The sequence below is a fragment of the Candidatus Tisiphia endosymbiont of Melanophora roralis genome (assembly GCF_964026575.1).
Lineage (GTDB): Bacteria > Pseudomonadota > Alphaproteobacteria > Rickettsiales > Rickettsiaceae > Tisiphia.
The window spans coordinates 220,714-240,823 of record NZ_OZ032161.1 but is presented as its reverse complement, the minus strand read 5'-3'; the positions used below and the strand labels follow the sequence as shown (position 1 = coordinate 240,823).

General features: G+C 33.6%; 20 protein-coding genes. 19 read left to right on the top strand and 1 reads right to left on the bottom strand.

Translation table 11 applies throughout. The annotated features are described in order from the left end of the window. Positions 1 to 5: 5 nt before the first annotated feature. The 14 genes from AAGD53_RS01125 to AAGD53_RS01060 all read left to right on the top strand — a co-directional run bounded on the left by AAGD53_RS01125 (position 6) and on the right by AAGD53_RS01060 (position 14,955). On the top strand, positions 6 to 2,747 hold the full coding sequence (locus AAGD53_RS01125) for a TraC family protein (protein ID WP_341762962.1): 2,742 nt from the start codon (positions 6 to 8) through the stop codon (positions 2,745 to 2,747). A gap of 21 nt (positions 2,748 to 2,768) precedes the next feature. Beyond that, positions 2,769 to 3,251: a hypothetical protein gene (locus tag AAGD53_RS01120; protein WP_341762961.1), complete on the top strand. Its 483-nt coding sequence runs from the start codon at positions 2,769 to 2,771 to the stop codon at positions 3,249 to 3,251. Positions 3,252 to 3,267: 16 nt separating this feature from the next. Beyond that, positions 3,268 to 3,567: a conjugal transfer protein TraD gene (locus AAGD53_RS01115; RefSeq protein ID WP_341762960.1), complete on the top strand. Its 300-nt coding sequence runs from the start codon at positions 3,268 to 3,270 to the stop codon at positions 3,565 to 3,567. Beyond that, a complete protein-coding gene (gene traW / locus AAGD53_RS01110) occupies positions 3,568 to 4,182 on the top strand; it encodes a type-F conjugative transfer system protein TraW (protein ID WP_341762959.1) in 615 nt (204 codons plus the stop codon). Positions 4,183 to 4,291: 109 nt separating this feature from the next. Further along, positions 4,292 to 4,543, top strand: a complete 252-nt coding sequence (locus AAGD53_RS01105) for a type II toxin-antitoxin system prevent-host-death family antitoxin (RefSeq protein ID WP_341761896.1) — start codon at positions 4,292 to 4,294, stop codon at positions 4,541 to 4,543. Next, entirely contained in the window at positions 4,540 to 4,956 is a 417-nt protein-coding gene (locus AAGD53_RS01100; protein WP_341762958.1) for a type II toxin-antitoxin system VapC family toxin, read from the top strand. The genes AAGD53_RS01105 and AAGD53_RS01100 overlap by 4 nt, the downstream gene beginning before the upstream one ends. Before the next feature lie 116 nt (positions 4,957 to 5,072). Continuing rightward, complete coding sequence (gene traU, locus AAGD53_RS01095) at positions 5,073 to 6,059, top strand: conjugal transfer pilus assembly protein TraU (protein ID WP_341762957.1); 987 nt, start codon at positions 5,073 to 5,075, stop codon at positions 6,057 to 6,059. After that, positions 6,029 to 6,712, top strand: coding sequence for a type-F conjugative transfer system pilin assembly protein TrbC (gene trbC / locus AAGD53_RS01090; RefSeq protein ID WP_341762956.1), 684 nt, complete (start codon positions 6,029 to 6,031; stop codon positions 6,710 to 6,712). The genes traU and trbC overlap by 31 nt, the downstream gene beginning before the upstream one ends. 23 nt (positions 6,713 to 6,735) lie before the next feature. Continuing rightward, positions 6,736 to 8,046 (top strand): hypothetical protein, encoded by a 1,311-nt coding sequence (locus AAGD53_RS01085; RefSeq protein WP_341762955.1) that lies wholly within the window; start codon positions 6,736 to 6,738, stop codon positions 8,044 to 8,046. A gap of 56 nt (positions 8,047 to 8,102) precedes the next feature. Continuing rightward, entirely contained in the window at positions 8,103 to 9,185 is a 1,083-nt protein-coding gene (traN, locus tag AAGD53_RS01080) for a conjugal transfer protein TraN (RefSeq protein WP_341762954.1), read from the top strand. Between the two features lie 239 nt (positions 9,186 to 9,424). Continuing rightward, entirely contained in the window at positions 9,425 to 9,832 is a 408-nt protein-coding gene (locus AAGD53_RS01075; protein ID WP_341762953.1) for a virulence RhuM family protein, read from the top strand. Next, positions 9,829 to 10,644, top strand: coding sequence for a conjugal transfer protein TraF (gene traF, locus AAGD53_RS01070; protein WP_341762952.1), 816 nt, complete (start codon positions 9,829 to 9,831; stop codon positions 10,642 to 10,644). The genes AAGD53_RS01075 and traF overlap by 4 nt, the downstream gene beginning before the upstream one ends. Next, the gene (locus AAGD53_RS01065) at positions 10,634 to 12,061 is read left to right on the top strand and encodes a conjugal transfer protein TraH (protein ID WP_341762951.1); all 1,428 of its coding nucleotides are present in this window, start codon (positions 10,634 to 10,636) and stop codon (positions 12,059 to 12,061) included. Before traF ends, AAGD53_RS01065 begins: the two co-directional genes overlap by 11 nt. A gap of 44 nt (positions 12,062 to 12,105) precedes the next feature. After that, complete coding sequence (locus AAGD53_RS01060; protein WP_341762950.1) at positions 12,106 to 14,955, top strand: conjugal transfer protein TraG N-terminal domain-containing protein; 2,850 nt, start codon at positions 12,106 to 12,108, stop codon at positions 14,953 to 14,955. Positions 14,956 to 14,966: 11 nt separating this feature from the next. Here AAGD53_RS01060 and AAGD53_RS01055 read toward each other — a convergent pair whose 3' ends face one another. Beyond that, on the bottom strand, positions 14,967 to 15,125 hold the full coding sequence (locus tag AAGD53_RS01055) for a hypothetical protein (protein ID WP_341762949.1): 159 nt from the start codon (positions 15,123 to 15,125) through the stop codon (positions 14,967 to 14,969). Between the two features lie 64 nt (positions 15,126 to 15,189). Here AAGD53_RS01055 and AAGD53_RS01050 point away from each other — a divergent pair, with 64 nt between their 5' ends. From AAGD53_RS01050 to AAGD53_RS01030, 5 genes are all read left to right on the top strand, one after another. Next, positions 15,190 to 16,110, top strand: coding sequence for a transglycosylase SLT domain-containing protein (locus AAGD53_RS01050; RefSeq protein WP_341762948.1), 921 nt, complete (start codon positions 15,190 to 15,192; stop codon positions 16,108 to 16,110). Positions 16,111 to 16,286: 176 nt separating this feature from the next. Further along, entirely contained in the window at positions 16,287 to 16,739 is a 453-nt protein-coding gene (locus tag AAGD53_RS01045; RefSeq protein ID WP_341762947.1) for a mobile mystery protein A, read from the top strand. After that, entirely contained in the window at positions 16,736 to 17,317 is a 582-nt protein-coding gene (locus AAGD53_RS01040) for a mobile mystery protein B (protein ID WP_341762946.1), read from the top strand. The genes AAGD53_RS01045 and AAGD53_RS01040 overlap by 4 nt, the downstream gene beginning before the upstream one ends. A gap of 152 nt (positions 17,318 to 17,469) precedes the next feature. Further along, positions 17,470 to 19,491, top strand: coding sequence for a type IV secretion system DNA-binding domain-containing protein (locus tag AAGD53_RS01035; protein ID WP_341762945.1), 2,022 nt, complete (start codon positions 17,470 to 17,472; stop codon positions 19,489 to 19,491). Next, positions 19,488 to 20,096, top strand: a complete 609-nt coding sequence (locus tag AAGD53_RS01030) for a hypothetical protein (RefSeq protein WP_341762944.1) — start codon at positions 19,488 to 19,490, stop codon at positions 20,094 to 20,096. Before AAGD53_RS01035 ends, AAGD53_RS01030 begins: the two co-directional genes overlap by 4 nt. Positions 20,097 to 20,110: the final 14 nt, after the last annotated feature.

Here is a 20,110-nt window from a genome sequence, read left to right as displayed (position 1 = left end):
ATTATATGAACATAGCTAATTTCTTACAAAATATAGGCAATATTTGTGGTTTGACTAGTCCTGCCGAAGTAAATTACGACAGTACACAACTGTTGAAAGAACATACCGAACAAAATACTAAAGGAGCAAAATCTTTAGCAGGATATCTAAGTTATCGATATTTTGATCCTAAATGTAATATCTTCTTTAATGAAAATAATGTAATAGGCTTCATGCTAGAAATAGCTCCGATAGTTGGAACAGATGTTAATTTGGAAAAAAACTTAAGCTTATTTTTTAACAATGAATTACCAGTAAATTGCTATTTACAATTTTTACTGATTGCTAGTCATAATATAGAGCAAAAACTAAAATTATGGAGTAATGCTAGAAGTAATCCTAATCAGATGTTACAGCAATTAACAGAATTCCGTAGAGAATTTATTAGTAAGTGTGCTAAAGATTTTACAAGTTCAGATGGAAGGATGGCTAAAGATTTTCGGATATATGTTTCTTTTAGCAAAAAAAGTGAAGGTAATAATAGTGTAAAATCTATTGAAGAAGTAGTAGTGTTCCAAAGCAAATTAGTAAAAAAGCTGCAAGCAATAAAATTATCTCCCCGTATATGTGATGCACAAAATTTAATGTTTGTAGCAGGCGATATGGCACAAATGCAAATGCAAGAAAGATTAAGCCGTAAATATGATCCAATAAACCCTTTAGCTAATCAAATCTTAACACCACTTTCAAGAACCATTGTTAAAGAAGACTGCCTAATTCATCTAGATAGTATTTATAATGATAATGGATTAAAACCAAACAAATTAACATCTAATAACCTAGCTTCTAACAAGTTAGTCTCTAAATGTTTTTACCCAAGTATGCTACCAGAGCAGTGGTCATTACTGGAGATGATTAATTTACTTGGTTCAGCCAGTGATCATAGTTTACCAGCAAGACTAATAATTAGTTACACAGTGGCAAATAATGTAAGTAAAACACAAAGCTCAAAAATTCTAGCAAGAGGACATAGGAGCATACATGCTGCTGAACAATGGTATGCAAGGCATGATACTAACTTGAAGAAAGAAGCTTTAGAGTGGCGGGAGATAATTGCTAAAGCTAAAAATGGTGAGCAGTTTTTGACAGAATCACTGCAAATAATGATTACTGCACCTCAGTCAGAAATAGAAATAGCGGAGGAATTTTTAATTAGCCTATATAATGCACACGACTTCCAATTACAAGTTAATAAGCATCTCCAATTACCAGCAATGTTATCTCAGTTACCAATGCATCAGGCACTTAGTTGGAAGTTTTTACAGCATTTCCAGCTAGTTAAAATTGCTCAGGCTAAAGAAGTGATAGCCAAGTTGCCGATCCATGGTGAGTGGAAAGGAGTAAACCAAAGTGGAGTTCTATTAATAGGACGCAGAGGTGAGTTATTTAATTGGAATCCATTTGTAAGAATCAATAGCGGTAATTACAATGTAGCTGTTATGGCACCATCTGGTTCAGGTAAGTCAGTATTTTTGCAAGAACTAGCTACTTCAATGCTAGCACAAAACGCTTCAGTATTTATCTTAGATATAGGTGGTAGTTATCAAAATATCTGTGAGTTAATCGGTGGGGAAACAATTAGATTTAATCAGCATAGTAATATTTCTTTAAATCCTTTTGCTCAAATAGCAGGTAGTGGAACAAAACATGCTAAGGCTCTTTCTATGCTTGCTAGAAATTATAATTTAGTGGAAATAGGATCAGTTACTGGTTTGTCCTTAGAACAAATTGAAATGCTTACTGCTAAGGATCAAGACCAAAACCTAGACCTAGATCAAAGAATAGAGATATTACAGATAGGCAATCATTTTGTCACTAAGGATAGTATCATATACGCAAAAAGCATTATTGGTGCTATGTGTGGTGTTAGCAAGGATGCTCATAAAGAAGCTATCATTGAACGAGCAATAAATGAGGGTATAGAAAAACATGGTACTACGCTAGATATTACCAAACTTACTAAAGTATTAGAAGAATTAGAGGGGGCAACTACAGCAAAAGCTCTTGCTGAAACTTTATACCCTTATAGTGAAAAAGGAGTACATGGTAAATTTTTTGAGCAAGGTAAAGCTGCATCATTTAAAGAAATACTAACCATTTTTGAGTTTGAGGAGGTCAAGAATGATCCAATATTACTGGCGGTAATATTACAGGTAGTATTGATGCAAGTAACTATGCAGTTCTTATGTGGTGATAGGTCGAAGCAATTTTTACTTATTGTTGATGAAGCTTGGATGATTTTAGATTATTCAGCCAAGTTCTTAGAAAGCTTTGGTAGAACTGTTAGAAAATATGGGGGTTCATTAGTGATTTGTGTACAAAATTTTACTGATTTTCAAAAAAGTGATGAGCGTAGGAGCATTTTAGAAAATAGTGCTTGGACGGTAATATTAAAGCAAGATGAGAAAGGACTAAACTCATTTAGTACTTCAGAAGCCTTTAAAGATATTGTGCCGTTGATTGAGTCTATTAGTTTGATACCAAGTAAATATGCTGAGATGCTGCTGATATCTACTGGCTTAAAAGTTGTTGGACGTCTTAGTCTAGATCCATACTCGCAAGTATTATACTCAACAGAAGCAGCTGATTTTAAATATTTATTAGAAGCAAGACGCAGTGGTCTTAGTAAAGATGAAGCAGTAAAAGCCTTGGCAAAAAAATATGGTGAGCTAGCTATTCTGCCAACTACAGAAAAAATGGATAAGTAATAATATGGTAAGTGTATGGAGATGAATAGGAACATAAATATAAGTAGTGATAACGAATTGAGCAAGAAACAAATTGTTGTTTTACTAGTGTCTATCCTACTTGGAGTTGGAATTGGTTGGCTTGGGTTTTTGTTATTTGGTGATATTGGTAATCAATGCAAGATTATGTATGTATCACAAAAAGAAATATTAAAGCTAGAAAAAGAAAGGGTAAGTAAGGAATTAGAAGAAGCAAAAATAAACCAACAAAAAGAGAAACAACAACCAAAAGAAAGCAATTTATTTTTTGGTCAAATTAATCAGGCAATAGAACTAATAAACGAGGAAACCCAAAAATATAAAGATAAAAGAACTAAAGTAATATTTGCAGCTGATGAATTTATTACAGGAGAAGGAGTGATATCAATAAGCAGGCAAGTACATCAGAATGTAATAGAGAATTTAGCAAAACTAATCAGTGACCTAAATCAGAATGATCTAGAGCAATTAAATAATAACAAATAATAGATAGAGAAATTAAATGTACAAAAAAATTCAGTATCCATTTTATAACAAAGCAAACATAGACAATATGAAGACATATAACAATTATAGATACAGTATGAATAATCAAAATACTCATTATTTAGAACGCAAACAAGATGCTAGAAAAAAGATTATGCTAGGTGGGCTGATAATAAAAGCAGGATTAGATTACTTGCATCCAAAAGATGACCAAGCTCTGTATGGCATGTTACTAGTCAGTAAAATGCTACTCGCTAGCAAACCAGAGATGCTTGAGCAATGGAGAGAAATAGGGAAAGATTTAAAGAAAATATAAATGAAACTAATACTAACAATGATTTTAGTAATTCTACTACCACAAATAACTATTGCTAAGGATTTTGGCATATATGGAACAATTTTTGAGGTTAAAGAAGAAGGATTTTTAGCAATGATCGAAAGAAAACTAAAATTAGTTGATATAGAACAGGAGAAAAGCAAGATGTTAGAAATCGCTAAAACTCGAATAGAGCAGCCAGTAGCAGTTACCAATATCAAACGTACTCAAAAAGCACAAGATTTTACTTATGATCCAAGCTATATAATAAAAGAGGATATTATTTTGCCAAATGGCAAGCTACTTCACAAGATAGGTACAAAAGTTAATCCACTAGATTATATAAACTTGGACAAGAAGTTGATATTTATTGATAGCAGAGATAAAGAGCAGGTTGAGTGGTTTAAGCAGCAACAAAGCAGCTCAGTAATAAAGGCAGAAGACAAATTGATATTAGTAGCTGGTAGACCACTTGATTTACAGAAAGAACTTGATAGAGAAGTATATTTTGATCAAGCAGGAGTTTTAACAACAAAATTTAAAATTAAGCAAGTACCAGCAATAATTCAGCAGGAAGGAAAAGTTTTAAGAATAAAAGAAGTAGAAATTGATTAGTGGTCGTAAAAAAACAGTTATAATGCACAATGGACTATATTTAGGTAAAATTTGAGCCATAGCTAATAAAATGCTATTATAAGTAAATTAATAAAATTAGAGGTGAATTATGCAAAAATGGCAATTACAAGAAGCAAAGGAACATTTTGAAGAATTAGTTGATAGTGCATTGCATGGTGAAATGCAAAAGATAGTAAAGTCATCTAGAGACGTAGTATATATAGTTTCTGCTGAAAAATACAAAGCAAGAGTTCCAAAGAAAAGTTTTAAAGAAATGCTTTTATCAATACCTAAAACTGTTGATGACGAAGAAGATTTATTTGAAAGAGCTCAAGGCAAAGCTAGAGATGTTGAATTATGAGATATATGCTTGATACCAATATACTTTCAGAATTAAACAGAAAGATACCAAATCCTAAAGTGCTTGCATGGATTGATAAAATTCCTACGAAGTTATTATATATTAGCTGCATTAGTGTTGGGGAGATAAAAAAGGGGATACTAAAGAAAGCTAAAACTGATAAATCAACAGCGTTAAATTTAGAGAATTGGCTAGAAGAAATACTAATAACCTATTCCAATAAAATATTAAATGTTGATTTAGCTGTCTGTCAAAAATGGGCTGAGTTATTAGTAATAGATGGAACAAATGATATAGATAGCCAATTTGCTGCCCAAGCAATAGTTCATGATATGGTTTTAGTTACTCGTAATACCAAGCATTTTACTAAATTTGCAGTAAAATTACTAAATCCTTTTGAGGAATTTGAATAATGTAAGAGGTAAAAACATTGACAAATATCAATAATACGGCCTTGAGCAAAAAGTTTGGCGACCCAGCTCAAGGCACAAAGACACGGTTAAGTATCCTACTGTTAGTGGCTATTTTTATGCCATTTTCAGTATCTGCAAGTATTACATGTAAGGGGCATTTTGTCAATCCAATTACTGATATTTGTTGGAGTTGCATATTGCCAATAAGCATAGGTAACGTAATTAATATTGGTAGTGGTGTAACGCCTAAAAAAAGAGATACAAAAAATCCCTCATCACCAGTTTGTTTATGTGTTAAAGCCAATATTCCTGTACCAGGTATCACTATTGGTTTTTGGGAACCAGTAAGACTTATTGATGTTACAAGAACCCCTTATTGTATGACTAACCTTGGTGGTATGTCTCTTGGTTCTGATAGCAAAAGGACTAGTAGTTTTAATAGAAGCTATGATGGCAGGCATGTTCACGATAGTTTCTATCACGTTCATTATTATATTTATCCACTAATTTATTGGCTTGAACTTATTACTGATTTTATTTGTTTAGAGCAGAGTAGCTTTGACGTGGCTTATATGAGTGAGTTTGACGTTACTTGGAATGATGAAAAATTGCAGAACCTGTTAAATCCTGAAGCTTTTTTATTTGCCAACCCTATAGCCCAAGCAGCTTGTGGTTTGGATTGTGCAAGTAGCACAGCTAGGATGCCACTAGATAGTATGTTTTGGTGTGCTGGTTGCTTAGGTAATATGTATCCATTTAGTGGAGCAAATGCTGATCATGTTGGTGGAGTGCAATCAAGTAGTTTATTAGCTATTCGAATAATTGCCAAGATGCACCGAATAGGGCTTGCGGAGGAGACATCAACTGATGAAAACACTCGGTTGGCAGGTGGAGGTAAATTGTGCCGTAAGTCTAAGGCATTAAAGATTAAGAAGAGCCAGTATAAACTACAAATGGTAAATCCAAAGTCAACATCAGATAGCATTGGTTGTTGGCCATTAGGTTTAAGTGACATGATGTATTCAACATTTAAAGAATATCCGTATGACGGACAAGATTGGGGGTATTTAGTATGGCGAAAAACCAACTGCTGTGCTTTTTAGTTACATTACTATTTAACAGTAGTCACTTAACTATAGCACAAAACATCAGCAACACTAATAGTGAATTGCTAAATAACATAAAAAATATTGAGGCAACTGATCAGCAGCAAGATTGGGCTAAAAAATTGGGACATGCAGGACAAATACTAACAAGAGAAGCTATTTTACAAAAGCTGTGTGAGTTAGATAAGCATCATTGTTTAAAGCAAGGACGAAATTGCAGTGATAAAGAATTAATAGACAAAGAACTTATTAATCCAGCAGTGCTTAAGATATTTATAAGTAGCGGAATGCCAAGTAATTTACTGAAGACCTATCATCAGCAAGCAGTAAAATATGGTGGAACATTGGTATTTAAGGGATTACCCAATGGTAGTTTTAAAGAACTTAGCAAACTAGTTATGTCAATATCAGAAAATGGTGAAGTAGGCAGTATGCAAATAGATGACGAAGCTTTTGATCAGTTTGATATTAATGTTGTGCCAGCTATTTTGTTGGTTAAACAAGAAGGTTACTTAGATGGGTGTTTTGGTAAATCTTGCAAAGTTACCTACGATAAGATTACTGGCAGTATAGGTATAAAAGTAGCTTTAGAGAAATTTGCGATTAATGGTGATTTATCACAAGAAGCACAAGAGTTGTTACAAAGATAAAAAGCAGGTGTAAGGATATAAAGATGAGAAGGATGAGGCAGATAGTTCTAATAATTTTAATGGTAACTATTACTTGTGCAGAAGCCCAATATTTAGACCCAATCAATAAGACCAATATTAATGAGGTAGATCCATTGTTTGAAAAGAATATAGACAATTATCAAAGTTGGAGTAGACAAATAGAAGATAGTAAAGCAGGTTTTGCTAGAGGAGTAGAGAATAGTCAAGGGTTAGGTGATTTAGTAGGTCATGATAAGGCGGAGTCAGAAGCGGATAGGTTAAGTAGTATAGAAGCAGGAGATTTAAGTAACAAAGGACGGAGGGAAGCAGCTAAAGACCCGTTCTATAACGAGATATTTGTTGATTATAGCAGACCTGGAATGATGGCTCATAAACAAGATGCGGAAATGATAGCAAATGCATCTGGTAAGATGATGGATAATTTGCTAGGAAAACTAAAAGATATAGGAGTGGATTGTAAGACGGTTAAAGGCAATAAGGAGATAGAGCCGCAATATTTCATGGAGCTAAGTCGCAGAGATGAAAGAGCCAAGGGAGATACCATATATGACCAGTATTTCTGTGAACGCTTACGTAATAGATACGCTTGTGTTGATGGACTTACACTACAATGTTTGCAATTTTCTGAGAAGCCAGCTGAATTAACAATTAGTCAATCGAGTATGCAATACACCCAAAATATAGCAGGCTTAGTTAAACGTATTAGTTTTGTAGAACAATATGGTCCGAAACCCTGCAGTCTTTTTAGGAGGCTTTGTGGTGGTGGTGAATCAAGTAGTTATGGAGACGGTACAGTACACGGTTTTATTAATAAAGCGAGTGGAACAACTTACCATGCTCGGGAAGCAACTTGGCAGATAAGTTTTAATATATCCGCTAAAGTGGCAATGCTTACTAAAGTACAGTTAACTGCTGCTAGTTACGGTACATTTATTATGTTTAAGTTAAATGGTCAGGTGATATTTGTTGGTCCTGCTCAGGGAAATAACCTTTTTCTTAATGGTCATAGGTCAATTGAAACTAAAGGCAAAAGAAAATATGCCGGCAAGGTTGGTAAGAGAATGACAGTCACCACTAATTATCCAATAGTTAGTACTGGTTTTGGTGAATATGCTCTAGGTTTAGACTCTATAGCTGATAGGTCTAGAGTTGAAGTAATCAACTTGTTGCCTGATATAAGGCAAGGAGACAATATACTGGAGATCAAGGCAATTGGTCGTGGAAACAACGAGGTAAGTTTTAATTTAGATGTAAGTGAGCGTATTTGTACATATTGGCAGGAGAATTGGCATGAGCAATGTAGGTTAGAGTGATAAGAGTCATGAAGTTAATGAAAATAATAAGGATTTCATTATTGAAGGTAATCGTAATGTTCAGCATAGCAACTGAAACAACAGCATTGGCTACTGGGAGATCAAACTTTGTTCCCAATTATCCTTGCCAAGAAGGACAAAAGAAGTGTTTAGCTAGTGGCGTAAGGGTAATAGATGGTTTTCAGGTACATAGAGACTGCTGGGAATGGGGGTATAATAAAATTTGTAATTATCCGAGTAAAAATAACTGTGATCAATATGCACATTGCTATTTTGTTGCACTTTTAGAGTGTTTGCTTACCGATAGCTTAGGTAATTGTGTTAACAGGAAAGAGGAATATTCTTGTAAGAGATGGATACCATCGCCTATCGAGAGTCAGAAAGTGCGGGTAGGATTTAAGGAAAAAGAAGGTCCGGAAGGTCTTGTATGTAAAGGTATACCGTGTATTGATGGTAACTGCGTGGATAAAAGCTATATGACCAATGGTGAAATGATGGATTCCATTTCCAAGCTCTATGCAGTAAGTCAGTTGAAGTCAGGTAACGGCATGAATGTTAAGTTGTTTGAAGGGCTTAGCATGCATTGTAGTAAGAAGGCAATCGGTTACAGTAATTGCTGCTCAGTAGATCAGAAAGGTTGGGGTAAAAATTTTGGAGCAGGCTGCAGTAAGGATGAGCAGTTGCTGATCGATAAGCGTAAAAAGAATCTATGTGTTTATGTTGGCAAAGAGGGAAAGCAGAATCTAGGAGTAACAAAGATAGTCAAGCATTATTATTGTTGTTTTGGTCAAATGCTGGACAAGGTCATACAGGTTGAAGGTCGGAAGCAGCTTGGTATGAGTTTTGGTAGTGGCGGCAATCCTAATTGTCGTGGTTTAACATTAGATGAAATATTAAGAATAGATTTCAATCGCGTCGATTTCACTGAGTTTATCGAGGAGTTTAAGGTAAAGTTTTTTGGCAAATATAAAGCACCAAATAACGGAGATATGAGCATGAGGGTTAAGGGTAGTCTGCAAAATATCAGGCAATATGATGACAACCCGAATAATCAGGCAAATAATCAAGCTGGTTGGAATATAGGAGCAGAAGAGGAACGTAAAGGAGAGGCTATAAGGCAAACACAACAAGCAGAGTAGAAGAAACAAGATGAAGCAAAAACTTCACAAAGGAAAGTGAAAGAACAAGAGTTAGCTGAGCTGAAGAGACAGTCAAATACTGGACATAGTTCTTGTCAGAATTGTCCTACTAAAGATCAGTTATTACAAAGGATAAAATTCTAGAACAAGATTTAATTAATGGGAACTATTAGTGGTGATTAAAAAGTTTAGTAGAATAATAATTTAACAAAGAGTTAACAGTAAATAAAGAAAAAAATATGACTAATATAGGACAAGAAAGCCAAATTAAGACGAAGCAAGAGAATAAAATAGCTATTTATCAAAGTAAAGATGGAAAAGTGACCGTAAATGTTCAGATATACGATGAAACTGTTTGGTTATCTTTAAATCAAATAGCTGAGGTTTTCCAGCGAGATAAATCAGTAATCTCAAGACACCTAAAAAATATACTTAAAGAAGGTGAATTAGAAGAATTAGCAGTTGTTGCAAAAAATGCAACAACTGCTGCTGATGGTAAGATATATCAAGTTGAATATTATAATTTGGATGCAATCTTATCAGTAGGTTACCGAGTTAATTCCAAATCTAGGGTGCAGTTTAGAAAATCGGCATCTAGTGTGTTAAAAGAGTACCTAATTAATGGCTATGGATCTAGCAAGTTATGAGATTAATATTGTTTCTATCATTAATAGCTTATTTCTCTACTAGCTATGCCCAAGGTTTCTTTGAACAAAGATATCGTGGTTGGTTATGGTTTGAGGAGAAGGAGTTGCTAAAAGAATTAGAGAAGCAACAAGAGGCATTAGTCATAGAGCAACAAAGAGAGCAAGAATACGTCAAAGCAAGGCAGGAAGTGGAACAATTTAGTAAAGAGCTAGAGTCCTTAAAATTTATGATGATCAGATATCCTGAAAATATTGAACATGCAAGAAGGTATAAAGAAAAGGAAGCCTCGATGTTAGATAATAGTTTAAAACTTGCTCATACCTTTAGGATGGTGAATTTCCTGTATCCTGAGACTATCAATTTAATTGACAGTCCAATTAATCTATATGGTAGAAGAATAAAAGAAGATATTGATCAACAAGAGCTAGCTAGCAAGCTTAAGCTACTTGCTACTCAGATAGAACTTTTTGTATTCTTTTCGTCAAATTGTCCTTATTGCATAGCTCTAGAGCCAGTACTAAATGACTTTGCTAAAAAATATGGATTTAAAGTAGAAGCAGTTAGTCTAGATGGTAGCATAAGCAAATACTTTAAAACTTATCAAAATCAGGAAATTGCTGAAAAGCTAAACTTGCAAAAAGCTCCAACAATTGTAGCTGTTACAAATGATAGTAATATTCATTTCGAACTCATTAGAGGTACAGCATCGATGTCAGAGCTTGAGGAAGCTGGGTTACTGGCAAGTGAGTATTTAAGCAATTATCCGAATAATACAGAAAATATACTTAAGGTAACAGAAAATGGTAATTAAGAATTTGGCTCAAATAATAATTATTGTTTGGTTAGTATTGATCAGTATCTTCACAAGCAGCAATAGTTATGCAGGTATAGAGAAGTTAATTAAAAGCGTTATGCCAAGTGGTACTATGAGTAATGTAACTAGATCAGCAATCGTACAAGATCAATTAGCAGGTCATATAATTGGCGGATCAGTGCTAATTAAGTCGCCACCTATAGAAGATTTACAGCTTTTTAATTTTCAAGCTCCTAGTTGTAAACTTGGAGGATTGCCTTGTGGAGCACAGTTAGATCTCAGAGGCGGAGCGTTATCGTTCTTGAAAAGTGCTGCTATGGAACGATTCCTTAAAGAAATGGTACAAAATGTTGGCGGCTATGCGGCAATTATGGCAATTAAAACCATCTGTCCGCAATGTGAGAATATTATGACTTACTTAGAGCAAATGCAAAGAAATATCAACCAATTCAATATTAATTCTTGTGACATGGCTACTCAGATCAGTAATGGTCTAGCAAGTAAAATGGATAAAGGAGCAGAACTTACCCGCCAAAGTGACTTGGTAATGACAGGCAGAGGAAGTGATATGGCAGATATTAGAGACAAGGCAAAACATGATACTGGTGATCCAACCAAAAGCAATAAAGAACTTGAGAGTTTACTTGGTGATAATTTTAATTTGGTATGGAAGGCTCTTGATAAGAAAATAAATAGCTCAGGAGATGCTACTACTTTTAAAGAATTACTCATGAGCATATCAGGGACTATTATTGGCAAAAAAGATGCTGAAGGACGTCGTTCAATAACTCATAAAAAATCATTGGTTAATAAGGAATTAATAGGGGAGTTTATTGGAGTTCGTAGTGGTAATGTAGATGTAGAATTGTATAAGTGTGATGAAACAAACTTATGCTTACTCCCCCAAAAAGCCAAAACTAGGTTATCCGATAAAGATACACTATATGGTAGCATTGATCAGATGCTATTTTCTATGGTTAAGAAAATAAAGAATAATAACGGTAATTTTACTGAGGATGAAGAAAATCTAATTGCTTTATCATCCATTCCACTAACTAACAAGATTCAGAGAGAACTTGCTACTAATACTGATAATGCTTACTTAACAGTACGGATAGCTGAATTTGTTGAAAGCTTATGCTATGACGTAGTAACCAACTACCTTACTAAATTATTACAACAAACTTCTGAAGCAGTATCAGAGCTTTCTTACTTGCAGCTTGCAGATATAGGAGTATTTACCAACTTTGAGCAGGAAGTCAATAACACTATTAGCTTTTTGATAAGTAACAGAGAAAATGCCTTTAGGCGTTATAATATTATTGAGCAAACCAAGATGAGAATGTTGCAAGAGGAAAAATACTTTGAAATGAAGTTTCAGGAGTTTATGTCCACTAATCAAATGGATGGATAAAAGCTAGGTAGGAAAAGGATAATAAGGTAAATAGGTAAAGAAATATGGAACTTGATTTAACAATTCATACTTATGGTTATTACGATGCTTTGTATTATATATTAAATGGCCTTGCAATGCTACGCAATAGTGAGTTTTATACAGATCTAGTCAATAGTTTATGTGTTTTGACTTGCTGCTATTATTGTATTCGAATAACTTACAGTAATAATTCTATGGTGTGGCGGGCATATGTACTTAAAGTACTTGGTATGATTGTACTAATTAACGCATTATTACTGCCTAAAACAGAAATGATTATTAAAGATCATGTAAGTAAAATAATAGGCAAGGTTGATAATATTCCTATAGCTTTTGCCCTGCCCGTTGGCATATTAGAAGAATTTGGTCATTTGGTCACTATTGGTTTTGAACAAGTATATGCACCGATAGAAGCTCTTGTTAGTACGTCACCTATATTTTCTTATTATAATTATGGTATGTTATTTGGTGCAAGACTAAAAAAGGAATTACGTCAGGTTCGTATTAAAGACCCAGAGTTTGTAGAAAATATGCGTTCTTTTATCAAGCAATGTGTTGTACTACCAGCAATGATAGGCTATCAGTTTACTCCTAAACAATTAATAGATACTCCTGATATTTGGAAATTAGTGAGTAGCAAGGCTGGCACATTGACCCGTCTTTACATTAGAAACGGTAAGAATCTGCGTAATGTTACTTGCCAAGATGCAGCAAATCTCTTTGAGAATTATTTTGATGGAGAGATCAAAAGGGTAGTATCAAAAAATGCCAATACAGAATTTGCTAAAGCAAGAGGTGGATCAGATTATGTCCCTTCAGCTAGGTCATCAAGCAGTTCATCAAGTATCCTATCAAATATTCTCGAGAAAAATATTAGTAGTCTTTATGGAGGTGGTCAAAAAGCAGGTGACATACTAAGGCAGCAAATGATGATTAACAGTATATCTGATTATACCGCAAGTAACTATGCAGTAGCTCGTTCTCGAACCAGCCAAGAAAGTGGTTGGTTATTATCAAGTGATATGGCTAGCTTGTATTTACCAATGTTACTAGTCGTAATAAAATGCATAGTCTATGCCTCGTTTATGTTTTTAGTGCCAATGTTAATCTTTAGTGGTGGCATAGCAAAATATACTTCTTATCTGACTTTAGTTGCCTCACTACAATTATGGCCGTCATTAAATGCTATTATTAATATGATCATGGGTACTTATAGTAATTTAAAAACTGGCTCAAGTTTAATGTTAAGTTTCAGTAGTAGCAGCACAATCCTAAATCACGTTGATACAATAGTAACAGTAGCAGCAGGTTTGCAAATGGTAATACCATTTTTGGCATTTGCTATTATGCAATCGGGTGTTAACAGTCTTGGTCATTTAGCTGGCTCAATTATTGGTGGACTGCAAGCAACATCGGGTAGTATAGGAGCAGAGATAGCAAGTGGTAACAGAAGTATTGATAATGTTTCAGAAGGAAATAGCCAACACTATATGAAGTCAGGATATAAGACGGACTATAATATGCAATATGTTGAAGGTGGCAATAGCTGGCAACAAGCTGATGGTAGTATAGCTCGCAATAATCCTGATGGTAGCGTAATTTACAGTGGTGGTCAAGGTATTAACACTTCGGTTGGTATCACCAAATTTAATCTAGAACAAACAGCCCAGAATCATGTAACTCAAGGCATACACACGTCTGAAAGTTTGCTTAAATCAGATCAAAGATCGTTGTCAGAGGCAAGGAATGATACTTTTAGTGACACAGCTGATTTTGTTGCCAATATAGCACAGCGTGAACATAGTGGGAAAACAATTGATTATAGTAAAGCTGGAGAATATGCGAAATCTTTACAGCAAGCAGTACATAATGCTAGATCGCTTAACGAGAAGTATGGTTATGGTTGGCATCAAGCTGCAAGAACAGCTTTGACAGTAGGTGCATCATTGAGTACTCCACTAAAAGGTCTTACTGGTGTTGGTATATCTAGTAATATAGAAGGATCAATAAGTGGTCAAAACTCTAGTGATCAATCATTTGGTGAGGAGATTGATATATCTAGACAAAATAATACTAATGAAAGCTATGTTAATATTGTTAAAGCTGCGTCAAATAAAGCATGGGGTCAGGATAATAGTACTGAAAAACATTATAGCGAGGCGGTAAGAAGCAGTTATGAATGGCAACAAAGATTAGAAAAACAAGTATCAATGCGTCAAGAAACATTAGATAATTGGTACAAAACAAAAAGCAGACTTGAATTAGAATCAGCGACAGTTAACAAAGATATGTATCAAGAAGTGTTAGACCGCTGCGTAATAGAGTTTGGTATGGATGCAAACTCTGTGAGGAAGCTAGTAGACAAGCAGCATCCTGACGTGATGAAAGTATGGAATAAAATAGCCTCTGAAGAATTACAAAATTTAATACCTGAAATAAATAGTGGTAAGCACCAAATATCGGGTCAACATGCAGAAAAAGCATTAAATGATTTTAGCAATGAACATGATAAGAAAATTAATAGAAATCCAAGCTCACAAGTTAAAGAAGCAACAGCAAAAAGAGGTATTAACATTAATAATGAAGAATTTACGACAAATATCCATGGAAAAGAAGAAAAACTTAAAAAGCAGTACAAAAAAGTAACTGCCAAAAATACCGAGCAATATAATAATATCAAGCAAGTAAATATACTTGAGCAGGGAGACTTACAGGCACAGATTAATAAATATGAAGAAGATAGAATTGGACAGGGGAAATTTATTGGTGGTCCTTTAGGAATAGGTGGACCAACTAAAGGATCGCAAAGGACAACTCAAGTTAACAAAGGAGCGTATGAAAATGCACGACAAGTTAAACCGAAAGATGAGTAAGCAGTGATCAATTAACGATCTGAGTTATAGATATTAGAACTTAAATATCTATAAGAAGGATCATTAATAATATCAGGAGACCTTATAGTATTACTATGACTAATACTGCTATAGGAATTGCTATTAAAACTAGAAGAGGGAAAATTAGCATGATATGTTCCTGCTTTCATACCAATAACCTCTTCTTTCCAAGCATTTTTGTCAAATAAAATAGAAATAGGAGTATTTTTACATATGAAATATAAGATAGGTAAGGTAAGAGCTATACCAATAATGGAAGCAATCGTTAATTCATTAAAATTTTTAGATATGCATGCAGTGGTAAAAAATATATTAACTAAAAATACTATCCCTAACCCTTTGGGTAGCCTATTTGTTAAGTCTTCACCTTGGCTATTTAAGAATATTTTATTGTCAGTGTATTTAACTTGGTTAAATCTAGTAAGTATGTATGGTATTAAAGTTAGTGATAAAACCAAGGAAACCAAACCTCCAATACCTGAAAAATCTGCTATTTGTTCGCTCAAAAAAACACTAAAGCATATCCCCAGCCAAAACATTAAGTTCCAAAAATTATCTTTATTTAGCCGTGATTTGATCCAATTCATAACAAGCCTCAAGTTTAGCATACCTAAATCAATAATATCATGGTTTGATATTTTAAGTAAAGAAATAATCAAGATTTTGGTTATTATAATAGTTGGTTTTTCACAAAATATGGTGTTTGCACAAGATTTAGCGGGATTAATTAGCACAGTTGAAAAAGAGCATAATATACCAAGTGGTTTATTGAAAGCTATTGCTGAAGTAGAGTCTGAAATGAAAGTTTATGCAGTAAATTTAGGTGGTAAAGCGTTCATTGCCAAATCTAAGGCGGAAGCATCTAAAAATATACTTTCTTATCTGAGAAAAGGACATACAAATATTGATATTGGCGTAATGCAAATCAATTGGTACTGGCATAAAAGACATTTTTCTAGTCTTGATGAAATGCTTACTCCTAAAAATAACGTTGAATATGCAGGCAAACTACTAACTGATTTATATCTGCAACATGGTGATTGGCAAAAGGTCGTCAGACTTTATCATTCTGCCAAGCCATATCATCATAAGCAATATTCAAGAAAGGTACTATTGTCTTGGCTTGGGAGCTAGGATGGTACTATAAATTTACATTAGTTTATTTGTAGTAGTATTTTTTGAATTATTATTACTACTAATAATTTGCATTTGCAGATTATTAGTAGTACTGAATCCATATAAAAACAATATGTATATTGTTTTTATATGATGTTATAGTAATATATAAGTTTACTTATGAGTTTATAATTATGAATTGGTCTTTAAGAAAATTAACCTGCAAACAGCTAATGAATCAATTAAGTCCATTACAAAATATGATAATACCAAGTAACGGATGGTTAAAAAACATAAGAACTGCAATCGGTATGACAAGTCAGCAGCTAGCTCGTCGGTGTGGGGTTAGCAAACAAAGAATCTTACGTATAGAAAATGATGAGGTATTGATGAAGACAACCCTTGCAACTTTAGAAAAAGTCGCAAGTCAACTAGGTTGCAAGTTAGTTTATGCTATAGTTCCAGAAAAAAACTTACTAAATATTATAGAAGAGCAAGCAGAAAGAACGGCTATAGATAGGCTAAAGGAAATATCACATTCGATGATATTGGAAGATCAAAAAGTAATTGATAAAAAACAGCAAGAGCAAATTGAAATTCTAAAAGAAGAACTAATAAAAAATAATATAAAAACTATTTGGCAATGAGATTTATTTACGCTGAAGGTGCTACTCCTTTAAATCAAGATGAAATCAATAATTTATTACCAAAACATTTAACCACTCAAAGTGAGCTAAATGAATGGGAACAATATAATATTTTAAAAGCAGAGGAATGGGTATTACAGAGAAAAAGGCAAGATATTTTATCAATAAGTTTTGCACAAAAATTACATAATAAAATGTTTGATAACACTTGGAGTTGGGCGGGTAAGTTTAGAAAAACTCAAACCAATATAGGAGTAAATAGTATTTATATAGGGCAGGAACTCAAATTATTATTTGATAATACTATTTACCAGTTAACACATAAAATTTACTCTTTACGAGAAACTGCAATAAGATTTCACCATAGGCTGGTATTTATCCACCCATTCCCAAACGGTAATGGAAGGTTTTCTAGGCTCTTCGCTGACCTTATATTAGTAAGTCATAATGAGCATAGATTTAGTTGGGGTAGAAGCAATTTAATTTGTGATAATGCTACTAGAAAACAATATTTAGAAGCTCTAAGAGCTGCTGATAATAATGATTATAGTAAATTAATAATATTTGCTGATAGTTAAACAATATTCAAGAAAAGTAGCATCATGAACTTAGTGGTTAATCGAAAATGTATTATAATAGATAATAAATTAAGAGAATATACATACCAATGGTTGGTCTTTAAAATAAGATATATTTTATAAACTTATTACTTTAAATTTAGTCAAATTGTATGCTAAGTAATTTTATAGGTGGTGGTCAGATATTCTTGCATAAGATCAGGATGTTTATGCAGGTATTTAATCGCTCTATTGCTATTTCGTGTATTGTAAGTGTGATAATTACCATAGTTTTAGCTTACCCTAAGCTAAGACTGTATGATTTATCTGCTGCTGTAACTTATCAGAAAGCCTTACTAGCCAGTAACTTTGATAATAGCGTGCGTCCTATTAAGGTAATGATCAATCCTAAAGGCAAAGAATATGTTACCCTAATTAATGCCTATAATCATGCTGGTTTATATAGGAGTAATATTGATCCACAACTGATCTTGACTTCCTCTAAATTTAGTAAGAATTATTATCAGCTGGTTAATTTTATCAAAGCTAAGTTACTACTCTGCCTTGGTTTGATGTTTGCTATTTTTGTTAGCATCTTTCTGCTGTGGGCAAAATTTGGTAAGTCGGTATCACTAGAAAAACAAATTAGCGGTAGTACTATCAAGTCAGCAAAAGAAATAACTAACTATTTAAATAAAGCTAATAAAGCAAGTAAATTCATTGTAGGTAGCATGCGACTTGTTAAAGATAGCGAAATTAGGCATATTATAGCTATTGGCACTACTGGTTCTGGTAAGACTAATTTGTTTAATAATTTAATTCCGCAAATCAGGAACTTTCAACAACCAGCATTGGTCGTTGATCAAACAGGGGAAATGATAGAAAGATATTATAACCCGGATAGAGGAGATATTATCTTTAATCCATTAGATGCTAGATCTCATAGTTGGGATTTTTGGACTGATACTAGTTCTAATAATAGTAATAATCATGAACAAGCAGAATATATTGATCCAAAGTTAGATAAATTTGCTAAAGTACTGTTTAAGTTTAACAAGAAGACTAGTAGCGGCTTTGATCCATTTTGGAATAATAGTAGTGCAACTATTTTTTGTGCTTGTGTTCAATCCTTAATAAAAGAAGGCAATAAATCAATTACTGAACTGCAGAAAATGTTACAGCTATCTTCTAGGCAATCACTTGAGAAAAAGTTAGCTAATACAGTAGCCGCTAGATATTTAACAGCCAGTAATAAGACTACTGCTAGTTCTATTTTATCAGTGCTGGCGACTAGTACTGCTCCTCTAAATCTCTTATTTGACTCTGAAAAAAAGTTTTCCCTGACCAAATATTTTACTGAAGTAGCCCAAGGCAGTCCCGCTTGGTTATTCTTGAGTAACAGACCAGATATGCGAAACGTTACAATGCCGCTAACTAGCTGTTTATTTGAACTAGCAATTTCATGTCTAATTGGTATAGGGATCAATGAAAAAAGACGTATGTGGTTTATTATCGATGAACTAGCGTCTTTAGGTAATTTGCCTAGCTTTCCTACTTTAATATCAGAATCACGAAAATATGGTGGGTGCGTTCTTTGTGCTACTCAATCAATTAATCAAATATTCGATAATTTTGGTATGTTGCAAGGTAGTAGTATCTTTGGCCAATTTGCTACTAAGTTTCTCTTTAGAAGTGATGAGCCAGCTACAGCTAAAATTATCACTGAGATATTTGGGCAACTGGAATATGCTACTAGTCAAAAAAATACTTCTTATGGAGCTCATGAGTTTCGAGATGGTATTAGCTATAGTGAAAATACTAAACATAAAGCTTTAATCACTACCGATGATCTTGCTACTTTAGCAGATTTAGAGTGTTTTGTTGGACTACCTGAGCCAAAAGCTAGAATAGCTAGAATTAAAGTGCCTTTAGCTGTGGATGTTCCTAAAAAACACCCATATTTTGTTGCTGCAAGCAAGTTTCCTGAGCATTATAATAATTCCATTGATAGTTATAATGTTCAGGAAGCTAGTGTTTCTGATATTTCAAATGACCAAGCAAGTATAACAGATGTTGAGCAAGTAGTACCACAATATCCACGCAAGGATCAACCTTGGTGGCAAGAAGCTAGGCAAGAATATGTTGTTATAACTAACGAGTATAATACATTAACGAATATTCATGGTAAAAAATGAGTAAAAAAATAACGACTGACTTTACTACAGTTTATGACAAAGTAGACAAGCACTTTACTACATGTATAGAACTTATTAAAGAACTGCCATATATTAAACGGGAGGTTCAAGATATTTTAGCATCTTTTAGTGATTCCACTAAGCAATATAGTAATAATATTAATATTCAGTTGGAAGATTTTAAAAAAAATCTTTCTAAGCTTAGTGAGGAGTGTTATATCTTAAGCAAAATACCAGAAAAGTTAGATAAAAGCATAATAGCTATAGCCCCTAAAGTTGCTGAGGAAATTCAAAGTCACAACCAACTTAAAATAGATGAAATGACTATAGCGATTAATAGCTGTAGTCAAAATCTCAATAAAATTAAAGATGATATTGAGTCTCTTAGGATTAATCGTAGCAAGAATTTCTTTCCTGTGGTAGCGATTAGTCTTAGCTTATCAACTATTACTACAACCACTGTCCTTTATTTTGTGTTACAATGGTTTCCACCACAGCAAAAATATCTAGTTGATAAAGCTCACGATATTCATACAGAAGGAGTAGTACAAATATTTGATATGCAAGGTAAATTCTGTAATAAAGCAAAAATAATCAAGGATTAAATATGCAAATAAAG

What these genes read in the sequence shown, in the direction of transcription:
- AAGD53_RS01125 (WP_341762962.1), top strand. Translation starts at nt 6, where the DNA reads ATGAACATAGCTAATTTCTTACAAAATATAGGCAATATTTGTGGTTTG.
- AAGD53_RS01120 (WP_341762961.1), top strand. Translation starts at nt 2,769, where the DNA reads ATGAATAGGAACATAAATATAAGTAGTGATAACGAATTGAGCAAGAAA.
- AAGD53_RS01115 (WP_341762960.1), top strand. Translation starts at nt 3,268, where the DNA reads ATGTACAAAAAAATTCAGTATCCATTTTATAACAAAGCAAACATAGAC.
- traW (WP_341762959.1), top strand. Translation starts at nt 3,568, where the DNA reads ATGAAACTAATACTAACAATGATTTTAGTAATTCTACTACCACAAATA.
- AAGD53_RS01105 (WP_341761896.1), top strand. Translation starts at nt 4,292, where the DNA reads ATGCAAAAATGGCAATTACAAGAAGCAAAGGAACATTTTGAAGAATTA.
- AAGD53_RS01100 (WP_341762958.1), top strand. Translation starts at nt 4,540, where the DNA reads ATGAGATATATGCTTGATACCAATATACTTTCAGAATTAAACAGAAAG.
- traU (WP_341762957.1), top strand. Translation starts at nt 5,073, where the DNA reads ATGCCATTTTCAGTATCTGCAAGTATTACATGTAAGGGGCATTTTGTC.
- trbC (WP_341762956.1), top strand. Translation starts at nt 6,029, where the DNA reads ATGGCGAAAAACCAACTGCTGTGCTTTTTAGTTACATTACTATTTAAC.
- AAGD53_RS01085 (WP_341762955.1), top strand. Translation starts at nt 6,736, where the DNA reads ATGAGAAGGATGAGGCAGATAGTTCTAATAATTTTAATGGTAACTATT.
- traN (WP_341762954.1), top strand. Translation starts at nt 8,103, where the DNA reads ATGTTCAGCATAGCAACTGAAACAACAGCATTGGCTACTGGGAGATCA.
- AAGD53_RS01075 (WP_341762953.1), top strand. Translation starts at nt 9,425, where the DNA reads ATGACTAATATAGGACAAGAAAGCCAAATTAAGACGAAGCAAGAGAAT.
- traF (WP_341762952.1), top strand. Translation starts at nt 9,829, where the DNA reads ATGAGATTAATATTGTTTCTATCATTAATAGCTTATTTCTCTACTAGC.
- AAGD53_RS01065 (WP_341762951.1), top strand. Translation starts at nt 10,634, where the DNA reads ATGGTAATTAAGAATTTGGCTCAAATAATAATTATTGTTTGGTTAGTA.
- AAGD53_RS01060 (WP_341762950.1), top strand. Translation starts at nt 12,106, where the DNA reads ATGGAACTTGATTTAACAATTCATACTTATGGTTATTACGATGCTTTG.
- AAGD53_RS01055 (WP_341762949.1), bottom strand. Translation starts at nt 15,125, where the DNA reads ATGAAAGCAGGAACATATCATGCTAATTTTCCCTCTTCTAGTTTTAAT.
- AAGD53_RS01050 (WP_341762948.1), top strand. Translation starts at nt 15,190, where the DNA reads ATGAAATATAAGATAGGTAAGGTAAGAGCTATACCAATAATGGAAGCA.
- AAGD53_RS01045 (WP_341762947.1), top strand. Translation starts at nt 16,287, where the DNA reads ATGAATTGGTCTTTAAGAAAATTAACCTGCAAACAGCTAATGAATCAA.
- AAGD53_RS01040 (WP_341762946.1), top strand. Translation starts at nt 16,736, where the DNA reads ATGAGATTTATTTACGCTGAAGGTGCTACTCCTTTAAATCAAGATGAA.
- AAGD53_RS01035 (WP_341762945.1), top strand. Translation starts at nt 17,470, where the DNA reads ATGCTAAGTAATTTTATAGGTGGTGGTCAGATATTCTTGCATAAGATC.
- AAGD53_RS01030 (WP_341762944.1), top strand. Translation starts at nt 19,488, where the DNA reads ATGAGTAAAAAAATAACGACTGACTTTACTACAGTTTATGACAAAGTA.